Annotated in this window: 16 protein-coding genes; 10 read left to right on the top strand and 6 right to left on the bottom strand. The window is 66.4% G+C overall.

The genetic code is table 11. The features are described 5' to 3' along the window. Positions 1 to 38 precede the first annotated feature (38 nt). Together FHJ30_RS19085 and FHJ30_RS19080 are read right to left on the bottom strand one after the other, a co-directional pair. The gene (locus tag FHJ30_RS19085; protein WP_139030836.1) at positions 39 to 737 is read right to left on the bottom strand and encodes a type 1 glutamine amidotransferase domain-containing protein; all 699 of its coding nucleotides are present in this window, start codon (positions 735 to 737) and stop codon (positions 39 to 41) included. Positions 738 to 761: 24 nt separating this feature from the next. Continuing rightward, positions 762 to 1,634, bottom strand: a complete 873-nt coding sequence (locus FHJ30_RS19080) for an aldo/keto reductase (protein WP_139030835.1) — start codon at positions 1,632 to 1,634, stop codon at positions 762 to 764. Between the two features lie 142 nt (positions 1,635 to 1,776). Between FHJ30_RS19080 and FHJ30_RS19075 the strand changes: the two genes are divergently transcribed. From FHJ30_RS19075 to FHJ30_RS19035, 9 genes are all read left to right on the top strand, one after another. Continuing rightward, positions 1,777 to 2,766, top strand: coding sequence for an LLM class flavin-dependent oxidoreductase (locus FHJ30_RS19075; RefSeq protein ID WP_139030834.1), 990 nt, complete (start codon positions 1,777 to 1,779; stop codon positions 2,764 to 2,766). A 276-nt stretch (positions 2,767 to 3,042) separates the two neighbouring features. Then, positions 3,043 to 4,089 carry a LacI family DNA-binding transcriptional regulator gene (locus FHJ30_RS19070; RefSeq protein WP_139030833.1) on the top strand — a complete coding sequence of 349 codons (1,047 nt, stop codon included), beginning with the start codon at positions 3,043 to 3,045 and terminating at the stop codon, positions 4,087 to 4,089. Positions 4,090 to 4,145: 56 nt separating this feature from the next. Continuing rightward, positions 4,146 to 5,447: an extracellular solute-binding protein gene (locus FHJ30_RS19065; protein ID WP_139030832.1), complete on the top strand. Its 1,302-nt coding sequence runs from the start codon at positions 4,146 to 4,148 to the stop codon at positions 5,445 to 5,447. A 12-nt stretch (positions 5,448 to 5,459) separates the two neighbouring features. Next, entirely contained in the window at positions 5,460 to 6,425 is a 966-nt protein-coding gene (locus tag FHJ30_RS19060) for a carbohydrate ABC transporter permease (RefSeq protein WP_139030831.1), read from the top strand. Between the two features lie 178 nt (positions 6,426 to 6,603). Then, on the top strand, positions 6,604 to 7,359 hold the full coding sequence (locus FHJ30_RS19055) for a carbohydrate ABC transporter permease (protein ID WP_240793764.1): 756 nt from the start codon (positions 6,604 to 6,606) through the stop codon (positions 7,357 to 7,359). A 3-nt stretch (positions 7,360 to 7,362) separates the two neighbouring features. Beyond that, a complete protein-coding gene (locus tag FHJ30_RS19050) occupies positions 7,363 to 8,448 on the top strand; it encodes a glycosidase (RefSeq protein WP_139030830.1) in 1,086 nt (361 codons plus the stop codon). A gap of 44 nt (positions 8,449 to 8,492) precedes the next feature. After that, a complete protein-coding gene (locus FHJ30_RS19045) occupies positions 8,493 to 10,544 on the top strand; it encodes a hypothetical protein (protein ID WP_139030829.1) in 2,052 nt (683 codons plus the stop codon). 217 nt (positions 10,545 to 10,761) lie between these two features. Continuing rightward, positions 10,762 to 13,392, top strand: coding sequence for a trehalase-like domain-containing protein (locus tag FHJ30_RS19040; protein ID WP_139030828.1), 2,631 nt, complete (start codon positions 10,762 to 10,764; stop codon positions 13,390 to 13,392). Between the two features lie 67 nt (positions 13,393 to 13,459). Next, positions 13,460 to 14,950 (top strand): MFS transporter, encoded by a 1,491-nt coding sequence (locus FHJ30_RS19035; protein ID WP_139030827.1) that lies wholly within the window; start codon positions 13,460 to 13,462, stop codon positions 14,948 to 14,950. Between the two features lie 99 nt (positions 14,951 to 15,049). On the opposite strand, the gene FHJ30_RS19030 is transcribed toward FHJ30_RS19035, so the two are convergent. From FHJ30_RS19030 to FHJ30_RS19015, 4 genes are all read right to left on the bottom strand, one after another. Further along, entirely contained in the window at positions 15,050 to 16,192 is a 1,143-nt protein-coding gene (locus tag FHJ30_RS19030; protein WP_139030826.1) for an FAD-dependent oxidoreductase, read from the bottom strand. Between the two features lie 18 nt (positions 16,193 to 16,210). Then, positions 16,211 to 17,137, bottom strand: a complete 927-nt coding sequence (locus FHJ30_RS19025) for an AEC family transporter (protein WP_139030825.1) — start codon at positions 17,135 to 17,137, stop codon at positions 16,211 to 16,213. 66 nt (positions 17,138 to 17,203) lie between these two features. Further along, positions 17,204 to 17,629 carry an aspartate 1-decarboxylase gene (gene panD / locus FHJ30_RS19020; protein ID WP_171059136.1) on the bottom strand — a complete coding sequence of 142 codons (426 nt, stop codon included), beginning with the start codon at positions 17,627 to 17,629 and terminating at the stop codon, positions 17,204 to 17,206. 102 nt (positions 17,630 to 17,731) lie between these two features. After that, the gene (locus FHJ30_RS19015) at positions 17,732 to 18,646 is read right to left on the bottom strand and encodes a LysR substrate-binding domain-containing protein (protein ID WP_139030824.1); all 915 of its coding nucleotides are present in this window, start codon (positions 18,644 to 18,646) and stop codon (positions 17,732 to 17,734) included. Between the two features lie 154 nt (positions 18,647 to 18,800). On the opposite strand from FHJ30_RS19015, the gene FHJ30_RS19010 reads away from it, so the two are divergent. Next, on the top strand, positions 18,801 to 20,264 hold the full coding sequence (locus FHJ30_RS19010; RefSeq protein WP_139030823.1) for an amino acid permease: 1,464 nt from the start codon (positions 18,801 to 18,803) through the stop codon (positions 20,262 to 20,264). The last annotated feature ends 47 nt before the right edge of the window (positions 20,265 to 20,311 follow it).

The following is a 20,311-nucleotide window of genomic DNA, read 5'->3' as shown; positions in this document are numbered from 1 at the left end:
GTCACCAGATCGGGCCCCTTCTCTGTCGCGGTTGAGAACTAGCCCAGAGCCTTGATGACTTCCTTGGCCACGTCCTCGCTGGACTGAGGGTTCTGGCCGGTGATCAGGTTGCCGTCCCGGACCACATTGGACGTCCAGGCGGCAGCATTTTCGATCACCGCACCCTTGTCCCTCAGCGCGTCCTCCACCAGCCACGGCGTGTTCTCGCCCGTGCCGCCGCCCAGCTCCTCCTCATTGGTGAACACTGTGAGGCGACGTCCCGCGAAGACGAACGTGCCGTCGTCGTGCGTTGCACTGAGCAGCCCGGCGGGGCCGTGGCAGAACGGCGCGATGACCTTGCCGTCCCTGTCCGCCGCCACGAGCAGCCGGCCGAGGTCGGCGTCCTGGTACAGGTCGGCCATGGGGCCGTGCCCGCCGGGCATCACCACGGCGTCATAGCCGGAAGGGTCGACGTCGGCCAGCACCAGCGGGCGAGAGAGCTCGCCGTCGATCGACGCAAGGTAGTCCCGGAAAGCTTTCGCCCGGTCCTCGCCGCCGGCCGACTCAGCGGCCAGGCTGACCTGGTCCACGGTGGGCTTCGCGCCGCCGGGGGTGGCGATGTGGACGGTGTGGCCGGCGTCCACCAGGGTCTGGTGTGCCACCACCAGTTCCTCTGCCCAGTAGCCGGTGCGGTGCTTGCTGCCGTCCTTCATAGTGAGGGAATCGGCTGCGGATACAACCATCAGGATGTTTGCCATGATTTTGCTCCTGTCTGTAGTTTTCTACTCGCCCGCTGCTTCAAGTTCAGCGTAGGTGTCCTGGTCCAGGCTGATGCCGGCCGCGGCCATGTTTTCTTCCAGGTGCTTCACCGACCCGGTGCCGGGAATGGGCATCATCACGGGGGAGCGGCGCAGCAGCCAGGCCAGTGCAACCTGGGAAGTGGTGGCGCCCAAACGCTTGGCCGCCTCATCCAGTGGCCCGCCCGGCTGGGCCAGCTCGCCCGCGGAAATGGGAGCCCACGGGATGAAGCCGATGCCGTTCTCCTCCGAGTACCGCAGGACGTCCTCGGAGCTCCGGTCCGTCAGGTTGTACCGGTTCTGGACAGTGGAAACGGTGAAGTGCTTCCCGGCAGCCTCAAGCTCCGCCACGCTGACCTGCGAGAGGCCCAAAGCCCGGACTTTCCCCTCATCCTGGAGTTCATGGAGAACGCCGAACTGCTCCTCGGCGTCTACCTTGGGGTCGATCCGGTGCAACTGCAGCAGGTCCAGGGTGTCCACCTTGAGTTTCCGCAGGCTCAGTTCGGCCTGCTGGCGCAGGTACTCCGGGCGGCCCACCGGGATCCACTTGTGAGGACCTGTGCGGGTGAAGCCCACTTTCGTGGCGATCTTCAGCCCGTCCTTGTACGGGTGCAGCGCTTCGGCCAGGATTTCCTCGCTGATGTTGGGACCGTAGGAATCTGCGGTGTCGATGAAGTCCACGCCGAGTTCGACGGCGCGGCGCACCACCTCCACGGCGGCGCGGCGGTCCGCGGGCTCACCCCAGCCGCCGTCACCCACGATGCGCATGGCACCGAAGCCAAGCCGGTGCACGGTTCCCAGGTCCTTCAGGTCGATCGTTTCTGACAGTTCCAACTGGTTCGTTGTCTCTAGGCTCATAGGGGCGGCAACATCATAAGTTTGCTGAGTATTCCGCAGGTCACAGAAATAAGCCGGGGGCCGCCGTCGTTATGCTTTGCGTGCCCGCCACGATCCTGCGGGTGCCTCCCTCCGAAACGTTCCTGAAAGGCCGGCACCTACCGTGACTCTTCCCCTCTCCATCCTTGACCTGGCAACCATCGGCAAGGGCCAGACGGCGGCGGAGAGCTTCGCGGGCAGCGTGGCCATGGCGCAGAGCGCCGAGAAGCTCGGCTACCGGCGCGTCTGGTACGCGGAGCACCACAACATGTCCTCCATCGCGTCGTCGGCCACCAGCGTCCTCATCGCCCACGTGGCCGCGCAGACGGAAAGCATCCGCCTCGGTGCCGGCGGCGTCATGCTGCCCAACCACTCGCCACTGACCATCGCGGAGCAGTTCGGAACCCTGGAGACCCTTCACCCTGGCCGCATCGACCTCGGCCTGGGCCGCGCCCCCGGCAGCGACCAGAACACCATGCGCGCGCTGCGGCGGGACCCCATGTCAGCGGACAGCTTCCCCCAGGATGTCCTGGAACTGCAGGGCTACCTCACCGGCCCTACCCGGATCCAGGGGGTTGAGGCCACCCCCGGCAAGGGCACCAACGTCCCGCTCTACATCCTCGGATCCTCCTTGTTCGGCGCCCGCCTTGCTGCCCAGCTCGGGTTGCCGTACGCCTTTGCCTCCCACTTTGCGCCCAACGCGCTGCAGGACGCAGTGGCCCTGTACCGCCGCGAGTTCAGGCCCTCGGCGCAGCTGGAGGCACCGCATGTTATTGCCGGCGTCAACGTGATCGCCGCGGATTCCGCCTCGGAGGCGCAGGCCATGATGCAGGCCACGAAGCGCGCCCGCGTGTCCCTGTTCTTCGGCGGGGGCCGCGAGTTCACTGACGACGAAGCGGACATGATCCTCGACTCCCCGCAGGGCCAGCACGTCTCCCAGATGATGACCTACTCCGCGGTAGGCACGCCGGACGTCGTCCTTGATTACCTTGAGGGCTTCGGCCGGCACGCCGACGCCGACGAACTGATTGTTGCCCACCAGAGCACGGGCACCGAGGCGCGGCTGCGGTCGGTGGAGCTCCTCGCCGAGGCTGCCGGGCTGGTCCGGGTGTAGGTTTCCCCGGCGACAGCGTGGTGCCCGGGCGCCTTCTGGTCGCGTCACGCCGGGCGCCCTTTTGGGAAAGCACGACGACGGGTTCCCCGGTTTCGCGCGGAGGGCGCCGCCGTCGTGGTGCAAGAGGCTCCCCTGCGTGACAGCCCGGCTGCTTCGCCGACCCCTCCCCATTTCCCGGGTTACCCTTGACAACGCTTAACTGAACCGGTTTAGTAGATCTTACTAAACCGGTTCAGTGATTTCGATCACGGAACATGAGCAAAGGGCCCAGGGATCATGGCAGTAACCATCAGCGACGTCGCCCACGCGGCCGGCGTCAGCAAAGGTGCCGTGTCCTACGCCCTGAACGGACAGCCCGGAGTCAGCCAGGCAACGCGGGACCGCATCCTCGAGGTCGCGAAAGAGTTGGGTTGGAAACCGAGCCTGAGGGCCAAGGGCCTCTCCACCGCAAAGGCCTTCGCGTTGGGCCTCGTGGTGGCCAGGGATCCCCGGCTCCTCGGGACTGACCCCTTTTTCCCGGCCTTCATCGCCGGCATTGAAACCACCCTCGCCGAGCACGACTACACCCTGGTGCTCAGCGTTGCCACCGCGCCCGGAGCCGAGGAGCGGGCTTACCGGAAACTCGCGGACGGCCGGGTGGACGGCGTCATCCTCACCGACGTCCGGCACAACGATTCACGGATCGGGCTGCTGCGCGAACTCAAGCTTCCTGCGGTTACGCTCAACCGCCCCGACTCGGACTCGCCGTTCCCCGCGGTCTCCATGGATGACCGGGGCGGCATCACCGCCGCGGTGGAGCACCTCATTGCGTTCGGACACACCCGGATCGGCCACGTGGGGGGCGCCCAGGAATACATCCACGGCCGCAGCCGCCGGCGGGCCTGGCAAGCTGCCATGGAAAAGGCTGGCCTTGCCACCGACCTTTTCGCCGAGGCCGACTTCACGGCCCCCGGCGGGATCGCCGCAACGGCGGAACTGCTGAACCGGCCGGACCGCGCCACCGCCATCGTCTACGCCAACGATCTTATGGCCACCTCGGGCCAGTCCTATGCACAGTCCCAGGGACTGAAAGTCCCCGAGGACCTGTCAGTGACCGGCTACGACAACGCCGAGTTCAGCCAGTACCTGAACCCTCCGCTCACCACCATTTCCACCGACCCCATGCTGTGGGGCCGCACGGCGGCGCAGGCACTCCTGAGCCAGCTCAACGGCACCCATACCGGTGAAGATACAGACCTCCAGGCCCCCGCGCTGCTGGTCCGTGCCTCCACCGGCCCTGCTCCGGCCCCGGCCGCCAGCAGTTCCCGCCCGGCCGCCCCATAAGAGGGCACGCCCCAACCACCAACCGCAAGACGTCCCACCAGGACCAAGGAGTCGCAATGAAGCGCTTTACAAAAGCCACACGTGTTATGTCAGTGGCCGCCCTCACCATCATGGGTGCCGGACTGGCAGCCTGCGGGGGAGGCGGGGAGAGCGGGGGCGGCGACTCCGCGGCCTCCGCCAAGGGACCCATCAAGATCTGGTACTCCAACAACGAGTTCGAGGTGAAGTGGGGCAAAGCCATGGTGGAAGCCTGGAACGCCGCCCACCCGGACGAAAAGATTGACGCCCAGGAGATTCCCGCGGGCAAGAGCTCGGAGGAAGTCATTGGCGCGGCCATCACGGCCGGCAACGCCCCATGCCTGGTTTTCAACACCGCACCTGTTGCCGTTCCGCAGTTCCAGAAGCAGGGCGGACTGGTGGCGCTGGACGATTTCCCGGATGGTGCCCAGTACATCAAGGACCGCAGCGGAGACCTGGCGGACCAGTACAAGTCCTCGGACGGCAAGATGTACCAGCTGCCGTGGAAGTCCAACCCCGTGGTGTTGTTCTACAACAAGGACCTGTTCGCCAAGGCCGGACTGGATCCCGAGAACCCGAAACTCGGCACGCACGCGGAGCTGCTGGACGCTGCCCGGACCGTGGTGTCCTCCGGGGCCGCACCGAATGCCATCTGGCCCTCGCCTGCAAGTGACTTCTTCCAGGCCTGGTTCGATTTCTACTCCTTCTACGCTGCCAACTCCGATGGCACACCACTGGTGAAGGACGGCAAGGCCACCTTTGACAGTGAAGAGGGCAAGCAGGTGGCTGCCATGTTCCAGACGCTCTACAAGGAAAACCTTGCCTCCAAGGAGGTCTACCAGGGTGACTCGTTCCTCGAGGGAAAGGCAGCCATGGCGCTCGCCGGGCCGTGGGCCATCGCGGCCTACAAGGACAAGGTGAACTGGGGAGCCGTTCCGGTCCCGGCCGCTGAAGCCAAGGCTGAAACGTCCACATTCTCGGATGCGAAGAACGTGGCCATGTACTCCGCCTGCGAGAACCAGGGCACCGCGTGGGAGGTTATGAAGTTCGCCACCAGCCAGGAACAGGACGGCAAGCTCCTGACCGAAACCGGCCAGATGCCCATGCGCCAGGACCTCCCGGCCACTTACCCGGAATACTTCGCCAAGAACCCGGCCTACACCCAGTTCGCTGAGCAGGCGGCCCGGACCGTGGAGGTTCCCAACGTGCCCAACTCAGTGGAGGTGTGGCAGACCTTCCGCACCGCGTACGCCAAGTCGGTGATCTTCGGCAACGAGAGCATCGACACCGCGTTCAAGGGCGCAGCGGACAAGATCAACCAGCTGGTAGCCCAGAAGTAGCGGTGATCCCCAATGTCACTGCGTTCTTCTGCCGGCAGCCCCGCAACGGGCACACCGGCTGGTGGGGCGGCGGACCGGCGGCCGGGGACCAGGAAGCGTAAAAGCTTCCTGGGGCCCCAGCCGCTGGGCCTGCTGTTCAGCGCTCCCTATGTCATCTACGTGCTGGGGGTGCTGGCGTTTCCCCTCGGCTACGCCGTCTACATCTCGTTCCACGACTTCTTCTTCACCGCGCCGCGGGTGAAGGTGGACCGGCCGTTCGTGGGGCTGGACAACTACGTCACCATCCTGTCCGACCCCGCCGTCCAGCGCTCCTTCCTCAACATCGGTGTCTTCCTGGTCATCAACGTCCCGCTCACCGTGGGCCTGTCGCTGCTGCTGGCGAACGCCCTGAACAGGATCACCCGGCTCAGGACGTTCTTCCGCCTGAGCTACTACGTTCCGTATGTGACGGCGAGCGTGGCGGTCGTCGGCGTCTGGCTGTTCCTTTTCCAGCAGAACGGACTGATCAACGGGCTGCTGGGACCGCTGGCGCCGTCGCCGTCGTGGCTGGTGAACTCCTGGCTGGCCATGCCCACGGTGGCACTGTACGTGACGTGGAAACAGCTGGGCTTCTTCATCCTCCTGTACCTCGCGGCTCTGCAGAACATCCCGGATGAACTGTACGAATCCGCAGCAGTGGACGGCGGCAGCAAATGGGTCCAGTTCTGGAACATCACCGTCCCGGGGGTGCGGCCCGCGAGCGTCCTGGTCACGCTTCTGGCCACCATCACCGGCGCCAACCTATTCACCGAGCCCTACCTGCTCACCGGCGGCGGCGGACCGGACGGCGCCTCGGCCTCACCAGTGTTCATCATGTACCAGAAGGGGATCCTGCAGGGGAACCCCGATGTAGCCGCGGCACTGGGCGTGGTGCTGGTGATCGGCGTGCTGCTGATCGCCCTCATCCAGAAACGCCTCGTCGGCGGAAAGGAGGACTGACATGTCCGTCACCAAGGCGCACAATGCAACGAACGACGACGGCGCGAGCCGCCCTGCGGGAGACCCGTCACCTCCGCTTCGGGCCGGCTCAGGCGTGGACAAGCGCAACAACCTCGGCGTGGGCAGCTTCATCCTGCTGGCCGTGGGCGCCTTCGTTTTCCTGTTCCCCTTCTACTACATGCTGATCGGGTCCCTGCAGACGTCCCCGGACACCTCCGTTGCCGGCGCCTTCCCAAACCCGGCCAATATCACGGGTGAGAACTACGCCAACATCAATGACGCCATCAACCTGTTCCAGGGCCTGGCCAACTCCGGCATCTTCACCGGCGGAGTGATCCTCTGTACCGTGGTCTTCGGCCTGCTGGTGGGATATGCCCTGGCGCAGATGCAGTTCCGCGGCCGCGGCGCGGTCTTCGGGATGATGCTGCTGGTGCAGATGGTTCCGTTCCAGTTGCTGCTGATCCCGCTGTACGTGATGATCGTCCGGGACTACGGCCTGGCGGACAGCTTCCTGGGCATGATCCTGCCGTTCGCCATCAACTCCACGGCCGTGTTTGTGTTCCGCCAGTACTTCCTGCAACTGCCCTCCACCCTGTTCGAGGCGGCCCGGATCGACGGCGCCTCCGAGCTGCGGATCCTGTGGCAAATCGCCGTCCCGCTGGTCCGGCCGGCGATCGTCACCGCCGTGCTGCTGACCTTCATCGGTCCGTGGAACGAGTTCCTGTGGCCGTTCCTGGTTACCAAGGAGCAGTCCATGCAGCCCTTGGCCGTTTCCCTGGCCAACTTCATTTCCAACATTGCGGCACAGGCCGGCAACCCGTTCGGCGCCATCCTTGCCGGGGCCTGCGTCCTGGCGGCCCCCGCGATCGCCCTGTTCATCTTCTTCCAACGACAGTTCATCTCAACCAACATCGGTTCCAGCGTAAAGGGCTAATCCATGACCTCCCCCCAGACTTCAGCACTGCCCACTGTCCCGTTCACCCTCACCCGCGCCGGCGTCATCATGACACCGGAGCCCGGCAACGACCTTGAAGCCGAAGGTGTCCTCAACCCTGCCAGCGGCCGTGGCCCGGACGGGGAGCTGTACCTGCTTCCGAGGCTCGTCGCGAAGGGCAACGTGTCCCGCGTGGGCCTGGCAAAGGTCATCATCAACGACGACGGCGTCCCCACCGGCGTGCAGCGCGAAGGCGTGGTGCTGGCACCGGACGAGGGCTGGGAACGCGGCCTGAACAATGCCGGCACCGAGGACCCGCGCACCACCTGGGTTCCGGCCCTCGGCAAGCACCTGATGACCTACGTGGCCTACGGTCCGCTGGGCCCGCGCCTGGCCTTTGCGCACTCCGAGGACCTCCGGAACTGGGAGCGCCTGGGCCCGTGCTTCTTCGAATACCAGGCCGACCTGTCCATGGACCTGAACCTGTTCCCCAACAAGGACGCCGTGTTCTTCCCGGAACCCGTCAACGATCCCGACGGCATACCGTCCTACGCGATGCTCCACCGTCCTATGTGGGACCTGGGCTGGATCCGTCCGGGCGAAGGCGAGCACCTGCCCGCCGGTGTTACGGACAACCGGCCCGGCATCTGGATTTCGTACGTGCCCGTGGCCGAGGTGGAGCGGGACCTGCGCAACCTGGTGCACATGGGCAAGCACCGGCTGGTGGCGCTCAGTGAGTACTCCTTTGAGGAACTCAAGATCGGCGGCGGCCCGGCTCCCCTGCGCGTGGACGAAGGCTGGCTCCTGATCCACCATGGTGTGGCGGGAAAGATGGCAGCTTCCGCCTTCGACCAGCAGCAGAACGTGAACTACACGGCCGCCGCCATGATCCTGGACGCGGACGATCCCTCCAAGGTCATTGCCCGCAGTGACAAACCGCTCCTGGCCCCGGAAACCGAGGACGAGATCTCGGGCATCGTGCCCAACGTGGTGTTCCCTACCGCCATCGAGGAAATCGGCGGGCAGTTGTTCGTTTTCTACGGCATGGCGGATTCCAAAATCGGCGTGGCCAAACTGGACCGGGTCTGAGCCCCGTGACGTGTTCCCGGAAAGCCACCCGTCCGGCTGCGACCATGGCAGCCGTTTCCCTGCTGGCTGTTTCGCTGCAGGCAGGTGCCGCTGCGGCGGCACCTGCCGTCCCGCCGTCGTCCATTAATACGGTCAGCACCCCGGCGGCCCTTGTCCTGGCGGGCGACGAAAACCTCACCAACCTAAACCATCTAGATTTCCTGCTGGACAGTGTCCCGCTGCCAGCGGTGCCAGGCCACACCACCTACCGGCTGGCAGAGCAGCCCGCCGCCGAAGCGCCGTGGACCTACGCCGACAAGAACGCCGACGGCAGCTACAGCAGGGTGGGTGGCGGCAACCTTGACCCCGCCACCGGCGACTGGAGCCAGGGAGCCTACAACGCGGACGATATCTCCCGCGCTGCCGTGGTCTACCTGCGGCACTGGAAACAGACCGGGGACCTCTCCAGCAAGGAACATGCCTTCCAGAACCTGCGCACGCTCACCTACCTGCAGACCGTGGACGGCCCGAACGCCGGCAACGTGATCCTCTGGCAGCAGCCGGACGGCAGCCTGAACCCCAGTGCCATCCCGGTGGAACTGCCCGACCCCTCCGACTCCGCGGAATCCTACTGGCTGGCCCGGACCGTGTGGGCCCTGGGGGAGGGGTATGCAGAGTTTGCCGGGTCCGATCCGGAGTTCGCCGCCTTCCTGCAGGACCGGCTCCACCTCTCCCTCGACGCTTTGAACCGCCAGTCCCTCGGCAAGTACGGCGCCTTCGACACCGCGGACGGCGTGCAGGTTCCGGCCTGGCTGATCGCCGGCGGCGCCGATGCTTCCGCTGAGGCCGTGCTGGGCTTGTCCGCCTATGTCGGGGCGGTTCCGTCCGATGCCGCGGCCGCCACGGCGCTGGCCCAACTCAGTGAGGGCGTCGCCGCGATGTCGTCCGGATCGGCCACGCAATGGCCGTTCGGCGCGATCATGCCGTGGAACAAATCCCAGAGCCTCTGGCATGCTTGGGGCGGAATGGCTCCGGCCGCCGTCGCCACTGCCTCCGCCACACTGGACCGGCCGGACCTGCTGCCCGCGGCCGTCAAGGACACGGCACAGTTCACCCCGCAGCTGCTCGCGGCCGGGGGCCCGGACAACGCCTGGAGTCCCACCCCCGGTGAGGCCCAAATTGCCTATGGAGTGGACTCCCGGGTCCAAAGCCTCGTGGCGACAGCGGAAGCCGCATCCGCCCCCGGCCTGCTGGATGTGGCCGCCATCGCCGCGGGCTGGTTCTTCGGCGCCAACCCCAACGGCGCCCCCGCCTACAACCCCGCCACCGGGACGGCCATCGACGGCATCGAAACAGATGGCCGGATCAACCCCAACTCAGGCGCCGAATCAACCATCCACGCGCTGCTCACCATGCTGGCGCTGGATGCCAACCCGGAACTGCGGACCAAGGCGCTGGGCATCAGTGTTGCGGAGGGAACCAACGGTCTCAGCGTGGTGGAAGCAGAGGCCGGGACCATCACGGGCAACGGCACTGTGGTCCGTCCGCCGTCGTCCTGGACCGGCGAGGCCAATATCTCCGGCGGCGCCTACGTGGACCTCGGTGCCGGCGGCAGCCTATCCGTCCCGTTGTCCGCGGCGAACCAGCCGAGCAATATCTTCCCCATCGTCAACCAGGCTGTGACGCCCTCGGGCACCACCACCTGGACGTCGGCGAAGGGCCCGCTGGGCACAACGGCCAACGGCGGCGCCGGGGCACAGGGCATCACTGACGCGCCGGGCATCCTCTTTCCCTTCGCCCTCCGCCGCGCCCTGGCTGCCGGTGCCACGTCAGTGACGGCTGCCTCTGACGGCCAGGCGGCCCTGGACGCACTCCTGGTCCAGCCTTTGATCTCCACAGTGGCGGTCTCCGGCTCCGGCGGCAACACCACCCTGTACGTCAGCGCCGCGGGTTCCACCACAGTCGAGCAACTGACTGTTCCTGAAGGCGCCACCGTGGTCCAGCGCCAGTACGACTCATCGGGCCGACCGGTCAAGGGAGCGCGGGACCAGGCCGGCGACGCCTCCGGACGTGTCACCGTGGCACCGGGCGGATTCACGGTGGTGACTATCGGCTGACCCCGCCACGGGCAGTCCCGGACTTATCTCCCTACCGAATCGTCGGACTTTTACACATACGCAATGAAAGGGACTTTCGGGGGAAACTGCCGGGGCTGACCATGGGAACTGCCCCCTCGGGAATTACTGGGATTCCCGGGAGGGGCACCAACCGGTAGTCCGCTGGCGATCCAGCGGCTGAAGTCCCGGCCTGGTTCGGCTTCAAAGGGGTACCTGGATGCCAACGCCGCTAAACCAAAGCGTGGCGGACTCCGCACTGCTCACCCGCTCCCTCCCGCTGGACATGCTCCGGGCCTTCATCCAGTCGGATGCGGCGGACAACGGCCTCACTCCTGCGCTCCTGGCCGAACTCAAGGTGCTGGCACGCGTTCCGGGCCTGCTGGTGGCCTGCAACTACGGCGGGACCCTGTGCGACGCCGAAGGCATCTCCACCGAGATCCTCCCCTTGGGCAGTGCGGCCATTGCCCTGCGGGCTTTGGCTGCCCTGCCCAACACCCACGCGGCGATCATTTCGGGCCGCTCGCTCCGTGATCTGGCGGCGGTATCACGGCTGCCGGTGGAGGTGCACCTGATCGGCTCCCACGGGGCTGAATCGGACATGGGTTTCGCGCACGCGCAGACCCTGGCCACCGAATCCGTCCTGCAGAAGGTGAATGCAGCGCTCAACGAGGCCGTGGGGTTCCAGAAGGGCATCTGGATTGAACGCAAACCGGTAGCGGTTTCCGTCCACACCCGGCCGGCACCGCCGGAGGTGGTGGAGTCCGTGACGGAAACAGCCCGGGAGATTGCCCGCGCCCACGGGCTGTTCTTCATTGTGGACGGCTCCGTGCTGGACCTGTCCGTGGTGGAACCATCCAAGGCCGAGGCGCTGGAGGCCCTCCGGTCCCGGCTCGGAGCCAGCGCGGCGATGTTCGCCGGGGACGCCCACAGCGACGAACTGGCCATCGCCACCCTGCGCGGGCCGGACCTCGGCCTCAAGGTAGGACCGGGGGCCACCGCTGCCGCCCACCGCGTCCGCGACCCGGAAGCCTTCGCCCGCGTCCTGGCACTCCTCTTCGAACTGCGGCGGGCCTGGCTGTTCGGCGAGGACGCGGTGGGCCTTGAACGGCACACGATGCTCGGGAACGGGTCCTCCACCGCGCTGCTGACGCCGGACGCGAAGGTCTGCTGGATGAGCCACCCGCTGCCGGACTCCGGATCCCTGTTCGCCCACATCCTGGGCGGTGACGCGGCCGGGCACTTCTCCGTGGAGCCGGTCAAAGCCTCCCAGGTGCTGGGGCAGCGTTACGTGGACAGCACCATGATTGTGGAAACCCGGTGGGCGGATGTCACCGTTACCGATTACCTGGAGCCTGCGCCGGACGGCATTACCAGCCTGGTCCGGGTGCTCACCGGCCATGGGGCCGCGAGGATCACCTTTGCGCCGCGGCCGGACTACGCCAACGCCCCGTTCAGCATGGAGGCCCGCGGCGGGGAACTGCATGTGGTGGGAACCTCGGAACCCATCATCCTGTTCGCGCCGGGCGTCACCTTCAGCATCACTTCGGACGGGCGCCATGCCACGGCCACCGCGGCGGTGAACCTGCAGGACGGGCCCGTCGTGCTCAACCTGCGCTGCGGCGATACCGAACCGCAGCCCGCGGACCCCGGCGGGGAGACGGAACGGCGGGCCGGGGTTGCCCTGCACGCCCGCCAGTGGGTGCAGCGGCTTGTCCTGCCCTCCGTCAAACCCTCCCTGGTGCGGCGGTCTGCCCTGGTGCTCCGCGCCCTGGTGCATGAGCCCACGGGTGCCGTCCTCGCGGCCCCCACCACCTCGCTGCCTGAGGGAATCGGCGGGACAAGGAACTGGGACTACCGGTACTGCTGGCTGCGGGACGGGTCCATGACGGTCAATGCGCTGGTGGATCTCGGATCCACGGCGGAGGCCGCCGGGTTCCTGGAGTGGCTGGGCCGGATCCTCGAACACGCACCCGGCCCCGAATGGCTGCACCCCCTGTACTCGGTGACGGGCGCCCCGCTCTCCACGGAGGCCGTCGTCGACAGCCTTCCCGGCTACGCCGGCTCCCGCCCGGTCAGGATCGGCAACGCCGCGGACCACCAGGTCCAACTGGACGTTTTTGGCCCGGTTGCCGAACTGATCCATGCCCTGAGTGAGCGGGAGGGCGCGCTCGCCGACGACCATTGGGAGCTGATGGTGCAGATGGCCTCAGCCGTTTTGGCACGCTGGCACGAGCCGGACCACGGCATCTGGGAGGCCCGTCGGGCAGCGCGCCACCATGTCTACTCGAAAGTGATGTGTTGGGTGACCCTGGACCGGGCGCTCCGGACGGCTGACCGCCACGGCAGGGAACCGGATCCTGCCTGGGCACGCATGGCAGGCACCATCCGTGAGGAGGTGCTGCGCGAGGGCTGGGACGAGTCGGCGAAGTCCTACACCGTGGCCTACGACAGCCCGGACCTCGATGCCGCCGTCCTGCACATCGGCCTCTCCGGCCTTCTGGACGTCACGGACCAGCGCTTCCTGGACACCGTCACCGCGGTGGAGCGGGAACTTCGGGTGGGTCCCACCGTCTTCCGGTACCGGTACGACGACGGCCTGCCGGGCCTGGAGGGCGGGTTCCACATCTGCACCACTTGGCTGATCGAAGCCTATGTGGCCGTGGGCCGCATCGACGAGGCCTGGGACCTGTTCGACCAGCTGGTCAACCTCTTCGGTCCCACCGGGCTGCTCCCGGAGGAGTACGACCCCGGCACGGAGACCCACTTAGGGAACCACCCCCAGGCCTACTCGCACCTGGGCTTCATCCGCTGCGCGCGTCTCCTCGACGAACACCAGGGAAGGAGGTAGATAGTTGCCGCCAGTCGTGGGTACCTAGAGTGGAGGTAGCAGGGGCCCACAGACCGAAACGAGACGCATGAAGACCGCCCGAGCCCAAGGAGTGGGTTTCCGTTCTGAGCGGGGCCCCATTCTCATCGCCCTGATGCTGTCCACCGGGCTGGTGGCCATCGATTCCACCATCGTGGCCACGGCCGTCCCGTCGATCGTCCGGGATGTGGGCGGGTTCGAGTCATTCCCTTGGCTGTTTTCGGCGTACCTGCTGGCCCAGGCCGTCTCGGTGCCCATCTACGGCAAACTGTCCGACATGCTGGGCCGCAAGCCCATCATCCTGGCGGGCATCGGGCTGTTCCTGCTCGGGTCCGTGCTCTGCGGCATCGCCTGGAGCATGCCCACGCTGATCGCGTTCCGGGCGCTGCAGGGGCTTGGTGCCGGGGCCGTGCTGCCGGTATCCATCACCATCGCCGGGGACATTTACTCACTGGAGGAACGGGCCAAGGTCCAGGGCTACCTGGCCAGCGTCTGGGCTGTTTCCTCCGTGGTGGGCCCGAGCCTTGGCGGGGTGTTCTCCTCGCTGGGGATCTGGCGCGGGATCTTCCTGGTCAACATTCCGCTGTGCCTGCTGGCCGGGTGGATGCTGCTCCGGACCCTGCATGAAAATGTTGAGCGTGCCAGGCACCGGGTGGACTACGCCGGGGCGGCCCTGTTGGCCGTGTCCCTTGGCCTGCTGATCCTGGGCGCCCTCCAGGGCGGCCAGGGGTGGGCATGGAATTCCCCGGTGAGCATCGGCATCTTTGTTGTGGGCGCGTTGCTGCTGGCCGTGTTCTTGATGGTGGAGCGGCGTGCAGCCGAGCCGGTCCTGCCGTCCTGGGTGGTTTCGCGGCGGCTCCTTGGCACCACGGCGCTGGTGTCCTTCGGGGTCGGGGCAGTGATGATCGGGCTGACCTCCTATGTGCCAACGTTCCTGGAGGGGGCGCTGGACACCTCGCCCCTTGTGGCCGGCCTTGCCCTCGCAGCACTGACCCTCGGCTGGCCCATCAGCGCCTCGCAGGCCGGCCGGTTCTACCTGCGGATCGGGTTCAAGGCCACCGCAATGATCGGCATCTCCATCACCGTGGCGGGACTCCTGGTCCTGGCCCTCACGGCAGCCACACCCAACGTGGCATTGGTGGCCGCCAGCTGCTTCGTGGTGGGGCTCGGCCTGGGGCTGGTGGCCACCCCCACCCTGATCTCTGCGCAGTCCAGCGTCTCCTGGAACGAGCGCGGTGTGGTCACCAGCACCAACATGTTCGCGCGGTCCATCGGGAGCGCGCTGGGTGTGGCCGTCTTCGGCGCCGTGGCCAACGCGGTCTACGCCAACACAGCCGGGGACGGTGCGGCACCCGTGGTGGCCGCGTCCGGTGCCGTGTTCCTTGCGGCGCTGGTGGGCGGCATCCTCACCGTGGCAGCCGTGCTGGCGATGCCCGCGGTGAAGGCGGGCGCCTCCGGAACGGACGTTTCTGGAAAGGATGACGACGGCGGCGCGGCGGAAGAGCCGGCCCTCACCGAGGCGGAGGACACTTCCCGTTGACCGGGCCTCCCAACTAGGTAGCGCCAAGTGTCGTTTTGGGGGTCCGAAACGACACTTGGCGCTACCTAGTTGAGTTGGTGGGTGCGCGGGCTGCGGCGCCTACCGCGACGCGCGGAAGATTTCCGGGGCCGGCCGCGTGCCAGTGGCGAGGTCGGCGAGGATCCGGCCGATCACGGGAGTGAACTTGAATCCGTGCCCGGAGAACCCGGCGCCGATCACCACAGGGCCGATCCGGTCCAGGATAAAGTCCTCGTCCGGGGTGGTGGTGTAGGTACAGCTGATGGGCTCGAACGCATCGGCGTCCACGCCGGGCAGCCACGTCCGGGCATAATCCTGCAGGGCCGCGAGCTGCAGTGGTTCGGGCTGGAAGGTGCGCCGGTCCGGGTCCACCAGCGGGCCCACGCCGTGCCAGCCGGCCTTGATCCCTTCGCCGGGCGTCTGCATCCCATAGACGGGGGAGTACCAATTCCTGTAGTCCACCCCGCCGCCCGGGTAGTGGTTGAAGCCGGGCCACACCGCGCCTGTGTCCGCCACGCGGAAGTGGGCCGGCTGCTCCTGGGTCACCCTGAGCTTTGGGATCCGCAGCCCTGCCCCGGGGCTGCTGGTGGCCGCGCCGCCCAGCAGTTTTTCCGTCCAGCCGCCCGCTGTGACAACTACCTGGGCCGCGGTGACTACCTCGGTGCCGCCGCCGGATTCCAAAACCAGCCGGACGCTGTCGTCCATTACCTGGAGGTCCACCACCTTGGTGTGGTGCCGGATCTCGGCGCCGCGGGCTGCGGCAAGCCGCTGGAACGCAGGAAGCGCTGCTTCGGGGTTGAGCTGGCCGCCGTCAGGCATATGCAGTGCCTGCTGGTCGAAACGGATGCCGCGCCAGCGCTCCCCAGCCTCGGCCGGGGTCAGGAGTTTCGCCCGGATGCCCGCCTGGGACAGTGCCTCGGCGGTGTCCGGCAGCCGGGGGTCCGGGCCGTGGTTCACAACCCCCGTCCGTGCCAGCAGCGTCTCACCGCTTTCCTGCTCAAGCTCATCCCACAGGGCAAGCCCCTCGGCCAGCATGGCCACGTATTCGGGCCGGTGGTAACCCGGGTTCAGGTTGCGGGTGGTGCCGTGCGAGGCCCCGATCTTGTGGCCCGGCCCGAACTGCTCCACCAAAGTCACATGCCGGCCGCGGCGGGACAGCGCCCACGCGGCGGCCGAGCCCATGGCGCCGCCGCCGATCACCACGGTGTCCAGAACAGTACTCATCAGCCCTCCAGGCTCGGGTCAGGTCAGCAACAGGGCCACGCCGATCATTGCCGGCACGGCCACAACAGTGGTAATCAGCACGGTGTCCTTGGCCACGATGAGTCCGGTCTTGTAGCGGCTGGCAGCCACAAAGACATTCTGCGCGGTGGGCAGGGCGGCGGTCACCACCACGGCAAACAGGACATGGCCCTCAAGCCCCAGCGCGAACCGGGCAAACAAATAGGCAAGCGCGGGCTGGACGGCCAGCTTGAAACCGCTGGCCAGCAGTGTGTCGAGTCGCCGGCACTCCGAGGCCTGGAGCGGGCGGGTACCGTTCAGGCTCATGCCAAAAGCGATCAGCATGGCCGGAATCGCCGCACCGCCGATCAGGTGGATGGGCTCCATCACCAGCTGCGGGACCTGCCAGCCGGTCCCGGCCACGGTCAGGCCCAGGGCCGAACCCACGATCATCGGATTCCGCAGGATCATCACGATGAAATTCAGGGGCGTGGTGCGGTGGGAGCTCGTGCTTGAATCCAGCAGCATCAGGAACAGCGGCGTGAAGAAGGCGAGCTGGAAAATGAGCAGCGGCGCCACGTAGCTCGCGTCGCCCAGGACGTACACCGCAATCGGGATGCCCAGGTTGGCGGAGTTCACCAGTGAGGCCGCCATGGAGGACATCAGGGACTCGGGCAGCGAGCGTTTGAGCCAGAACTTGGCGATGGCGAAGAAGATCGCGGCGGTGGCCACGGCCGATACCGCCGCAACCAGCAGTGGCGACGCGAAAACCTCTGCGAGGCGGGCCTTGCTGAGCGTTTCGAAAAGCAGGGCTGGGCTGGCTACAAAGAAGGTGAGGGAGCTGAGGACCTGCCGGGCATTCTCGCCCAGGATCTTCTGCCGGCCCACGAACCAGCCCACCAGGATGATGCACCAGACCACGAAAAAGCCGGCGAGTACCCCTAGCAAAGGACAGTCCGCAGGGAACCGGCCCGCCGGGCACGGGGAATTGGAATACCGGAACCCACGCTCCGGTTAGACGGTGGCGTTGTTAAGCGCGAAAGGGGGCCGCATCATCCCCGGGGTGAGGCCCTCTGCGGGGTCGTTGCCGAGCTGGATTATCCCGTTGTTTTCGTCCACGTGGACCACCCGCGGTTCATAGGCCTTGGCCTCTTCGGTGGTCATTTCGGCGTAGGTAATCAGGATGACAATGTCGTTCTCGTGCATGAGGTGCGCCGCTGCACCGTTGATGCCGATTACGCCGGAACCGCGCTCGCCGGCGATGGTGTAGGTCTCAAGCCGTGAACCGTTGGTCACGTCCACAATGGACACGAGCTCGCCGGGAAGGATGTCGGCGGCCTCAAGCAGGTCCAGGTCAACTGTGACCGAACCTACGTAGTGCAGGTCGGCGTGCGTGACGGTGGCCCGGTGGATTTTGGACTTGAACATTGTTCGATTCATAACGGCTTCAGTCTAGCGCCGGGGAACGGCCGGCGCAGTGATGCAGGGAACAGTGACGCCAGGCGCTGCCACTTTTGGAAGAACGCGTCCGACGGCGGCCGGTCACCCGCCGTCGTGCTGTGCCACGGCCGCTGCGGTGGCAGCGAGGGTCTCCCGCGCGGCGAGGATCGCAGGCCGCTGCGCGCTGGAACGGCGGACGGAGGTGAACACGGTGCGGTGCGGCTTGCCCGGCAGGTCAAGGAGCCGGGCGGTGGTGCCGCGCCCCGTCCACACCAGATCCGGCATCAGTGCCACTGCATTGCCGGACTCGATGAGCCGGATCTGGGCCTGGAGGTCCGCGGTCTCATACCTCACGTCGGGCTCGAATCCCGCGCTCCGGCAGGCCTGCTCAGCCCAGTGGCGGGACGCCGCACCCCGCGGTTCCATGACCCAGGCGAGCTGCGCGGTGTCCTCGATCGAGGAGATGGCGGCGCCGCCGTCGGACGCGGGGGGAACGGCGAGCCGGATGGCATCGGTGGTGAGCTTCACCCGGTCCAGCTCCGGATAACGCGGCGCGGCATGGCCGGGGTACTGCTCGGCGATGACCAGGTCGAAGTCGCGCGCCCACGTTTCATGCAGCGCCGTTTCCGGCTCGCGCTGGATCATCTCGATGCGAACCTCGGGATACGCGCCGGCCATACGGGTAAGGGTCTCGGGCATGAGCGCCAGCGCCGCAGACTGGAAGACCGCGATCCTGACGGTTCCGGTCACCGCGGTCAGGGACGCCGCCAGGTCCGCCTCGGCCTGTTCCATGGTCTCCAGCAGCTGCGCGGTGTGGGCCACCAGGACCTCCGCCTGCGGGGTGAGCTGCACCCGCCGCCCGGTCTTGCGCAGCAGTTCAACCCCCACTTCCTTCTCCAGCAGGGCAAGCTGTTGGGAGACCGACGACGGGCTGTACTGGAGTGCGTCTGCCACCTCCGCGAGGGTCCCCCGGATGCTCAACTCCCGGAGCAGGCGGAGCCGGCGGACGTCAAGCATAAGGAAATCCTTACCGAAACTAATGAATATAGGTTAGAAGTAGTCACTTTATCTAATGCAAGCCCGCTTGCATACTGTTGGGACCGAGTTACCCCCGTCACAAGCGATTATTTCGCGCGCCGTGGCGGGGCAGCACCCCAAGCAGGAGTTCCGGATGAGCACTAGAGACATGACCCAGTCGATCATGCGGCGCAAGCCCATTGACGACATTGAAGAAGAGAACAAACATAGTGGCCTCTTTAAGTCACTCGGGCTTTGGCAGCTTACGGCGATCGGCGTAGGCGGCATTATCGGCGTCGGCATCTTCTCCCTCGCGGGGCTGGTGGCCGCCGGCAGCGAAACCGCACCCGGGGTGGGGCCCGCGGTGCTGATTTCGTTCCTGATCGCTGGCCTTGCTTCGGCGGCGGCAGCGCTGTCCTACGCAGAATTCGCGGGCATGATTCCGCGCGCCGGGTCGGCCTACACCTACGGCTACGTGGCGCTGGGTGAGGTGATCGGCTGGTTCATCGGCTGGGACCTCTTGCTGGAATACATCGCGATCGTGGCCGTCGTGGCCATTGGCATCTCGGGCTACTTTGATGCCTTCCTCTCCGGAATCGGCATCCATATGCCGGTCTGGATGACTTCCACCCCGGATGAAGGCAAGGGTGGCATCGTCAACATTCCGGCCATCGTGGTCTGCCTGATCGTGACCTGGATCCTGTCCCGCGGAACCAAGGCGTTCGGCCGGTTCGAACTGGTGGCCGTTGCCATCAAAGTCATCCTGATCCTGTTCATCATCGGGCTGGGAGTCTTCTACATCGACACCAACAACTACAACCCGTTCATGCCGTCCGGCTTCGGCCCGGTTCTTGCCGGTTCCGCCACCGTGTTCTTCGCGGTATTCGGTTACGACGCCATGAGTACCGCCGCGGAGGAAGCCACCGACGGCAAGAAGCACATGCCCAAGGCGATCATCCTCTCGCTCATCATCGCCATGCTGCTTTATGTGGCAGCCACCCTGGTCCTTACGGGCATGCAGAACTACAAGGACATCGACCCCAAGGCCGGCTTCGCGTCAGCCTTCACCGGCGTGGGGCTGCCGATCATTGCCACCATCATTTCGGTATTCGCGGTGCTGTCCATCCTCACGGTGATGCTGACGTTCCTGCTCGGTGTTACCCGCGTATGGTTCTCAATGAGCCGCGACGGGCTGCTGCCTGGCTGGTTCTCCAAGACCGACCGTCACGGCACGCCGCAGCGCGTGACCTGGATCGCGGGCATCGCCTCCGCACTCCTGGCGGGCGTGTTCCCGATCAAGGCAGTTGCCGACCTGACCAACATCGGCATCCTGGCCGCGTTCGTCGTCGTCTGCCTGGCCGTCATTATCTTCCGTTACAAGAAGCCTGACGCCCCCCGCGCTTTCCGCCTGCCCTTCATGCCCCTGGTCCCGGCCTTCGGCGTGCTTGCTTCAGCCTTCCTGATGTTCCAGCTGCACTGGGAGACCTGGCTGCGGTTCGGCATCTGGCTGGTGGTGGGCCTGGCGATCTACTTCTTCTATGGCAAGAAGAATTCGCTGATGAACCCCAACAGCCCGCGGCACGAAGAAATCGTGGAGATGCACCGCCCCATCGGCTGACCCCCGCCCCCTTGCGACGCTCTCTCACTTAATGCGGGTTTTTACGG

Origin of the sequence: Arthrobacter sp. BB-1 (assembly GCF_006151685.1) — a bacterium.
GTDB lineage: Bacteria > Actinomycetota > Actinomycetes > Actinomycetales > Micrococcaceae > Arthrobacter.
Note: the sequence above shows the minus strand (reverse complement) of the source record. Positions and strands in the feature narration are given on the sequence as shown.

Coding starts and splice junctions, on each gene's coding strand:
- FHJ30_RS19085 (WP_139030836.1), bottom strand. CDS start 737: ATGGCAAACATCCTGATGGTTGTATCCGCAGCCGATTCCCTCACTATG.
- FHJ30_RS19080 (WP_139030835.1), bottom strand. CDS start 1,634: ATGAGCCTAGAGACAACGAACCAGTTGGAACTGTCAGAAACGATCGAC.
- FHJ30_RS19070 (WP_139030833.1), top strand. CDS start 3,043: ATGGCAGTAACCATCAGCGACGTCGCCCACGCGGCCGGCGTCAGCAAA.
- FHJ30_RS19065 (WP_139030832.1), top strand. CDS start 4,146: ATGAAGCGCTTTACAAAAGCCACACGTGTTATGTCAGTGGCCGCCCTC.
- FHJ30_RS19060 (WP_139030831.1), top strand. CDS start 5,460: ATGTCACTGCGTTCTTCTGCCGGCAGCCCCGCAACGGGCACACCGGCT.
- FHJ30_RS19055 (WP_240793764.1), top strand. CDS start 6,604: ATGCTGATCGGGTCCCTGCAGACGTCCCCGGACACCTCCGTTGCCGGC.
- FHJ30_RS19050 (WP_139030830.1), top strand. CDS start 7,363: ATGACCTCCCCCCAGACTTCAGCACTGCCCACTGTCCCGTTCACCCTC.
- FHJ30_RS19045 (WP_139030829.1), top strand. CDS start 8,493: ATGGCAGCCGTTTCCCTGCTGGCTGTTTCGCTGCAGGCAGGTGCCGCT.
- FHJ30_RS19040 (WP_139030828.1), top strand. CDS start 10,762: ATGCCAACGCCGCTAAACCAAAGCGTGGCGGACTCCGCACTGCTCACC.
- FHJ30_RS19035 (WP_139030827.1), top strand. CDS start 13,460: ATGAAGACCGCCCGAGCCCAAGGAGTGGGTTTCCGTTCTGAGCGGGGC.
- FHJ30_RS19030 (WP_139030826.1), bottom strand. CDS start 16,192: ATGAGTACTGTTCTGGACACCGTGGTGATCGGCGGCGGCGCCATGGGC.
- panD (WP_171059136.1), bottom strand. CDS start 17,629: ATGAATCGAACAATGTTCAAGTCCAAAATCCACCGGGCCACCGTCACG.
- FHJ30_RS19015 (WP_139030824.1), bottom strand. CDS start 18,646: ATGCTTGACGTCCGCCGGCTCCGCCTGCTCCGGGAGTTGAGCATCCGG.
- FHJ30_RS19010 (WP_139030823.1), top strand. CDS start 18,801: ATGAGCACTAGAGACATGACCCAGTCGATCATGCGGCGCAAGCCCATT.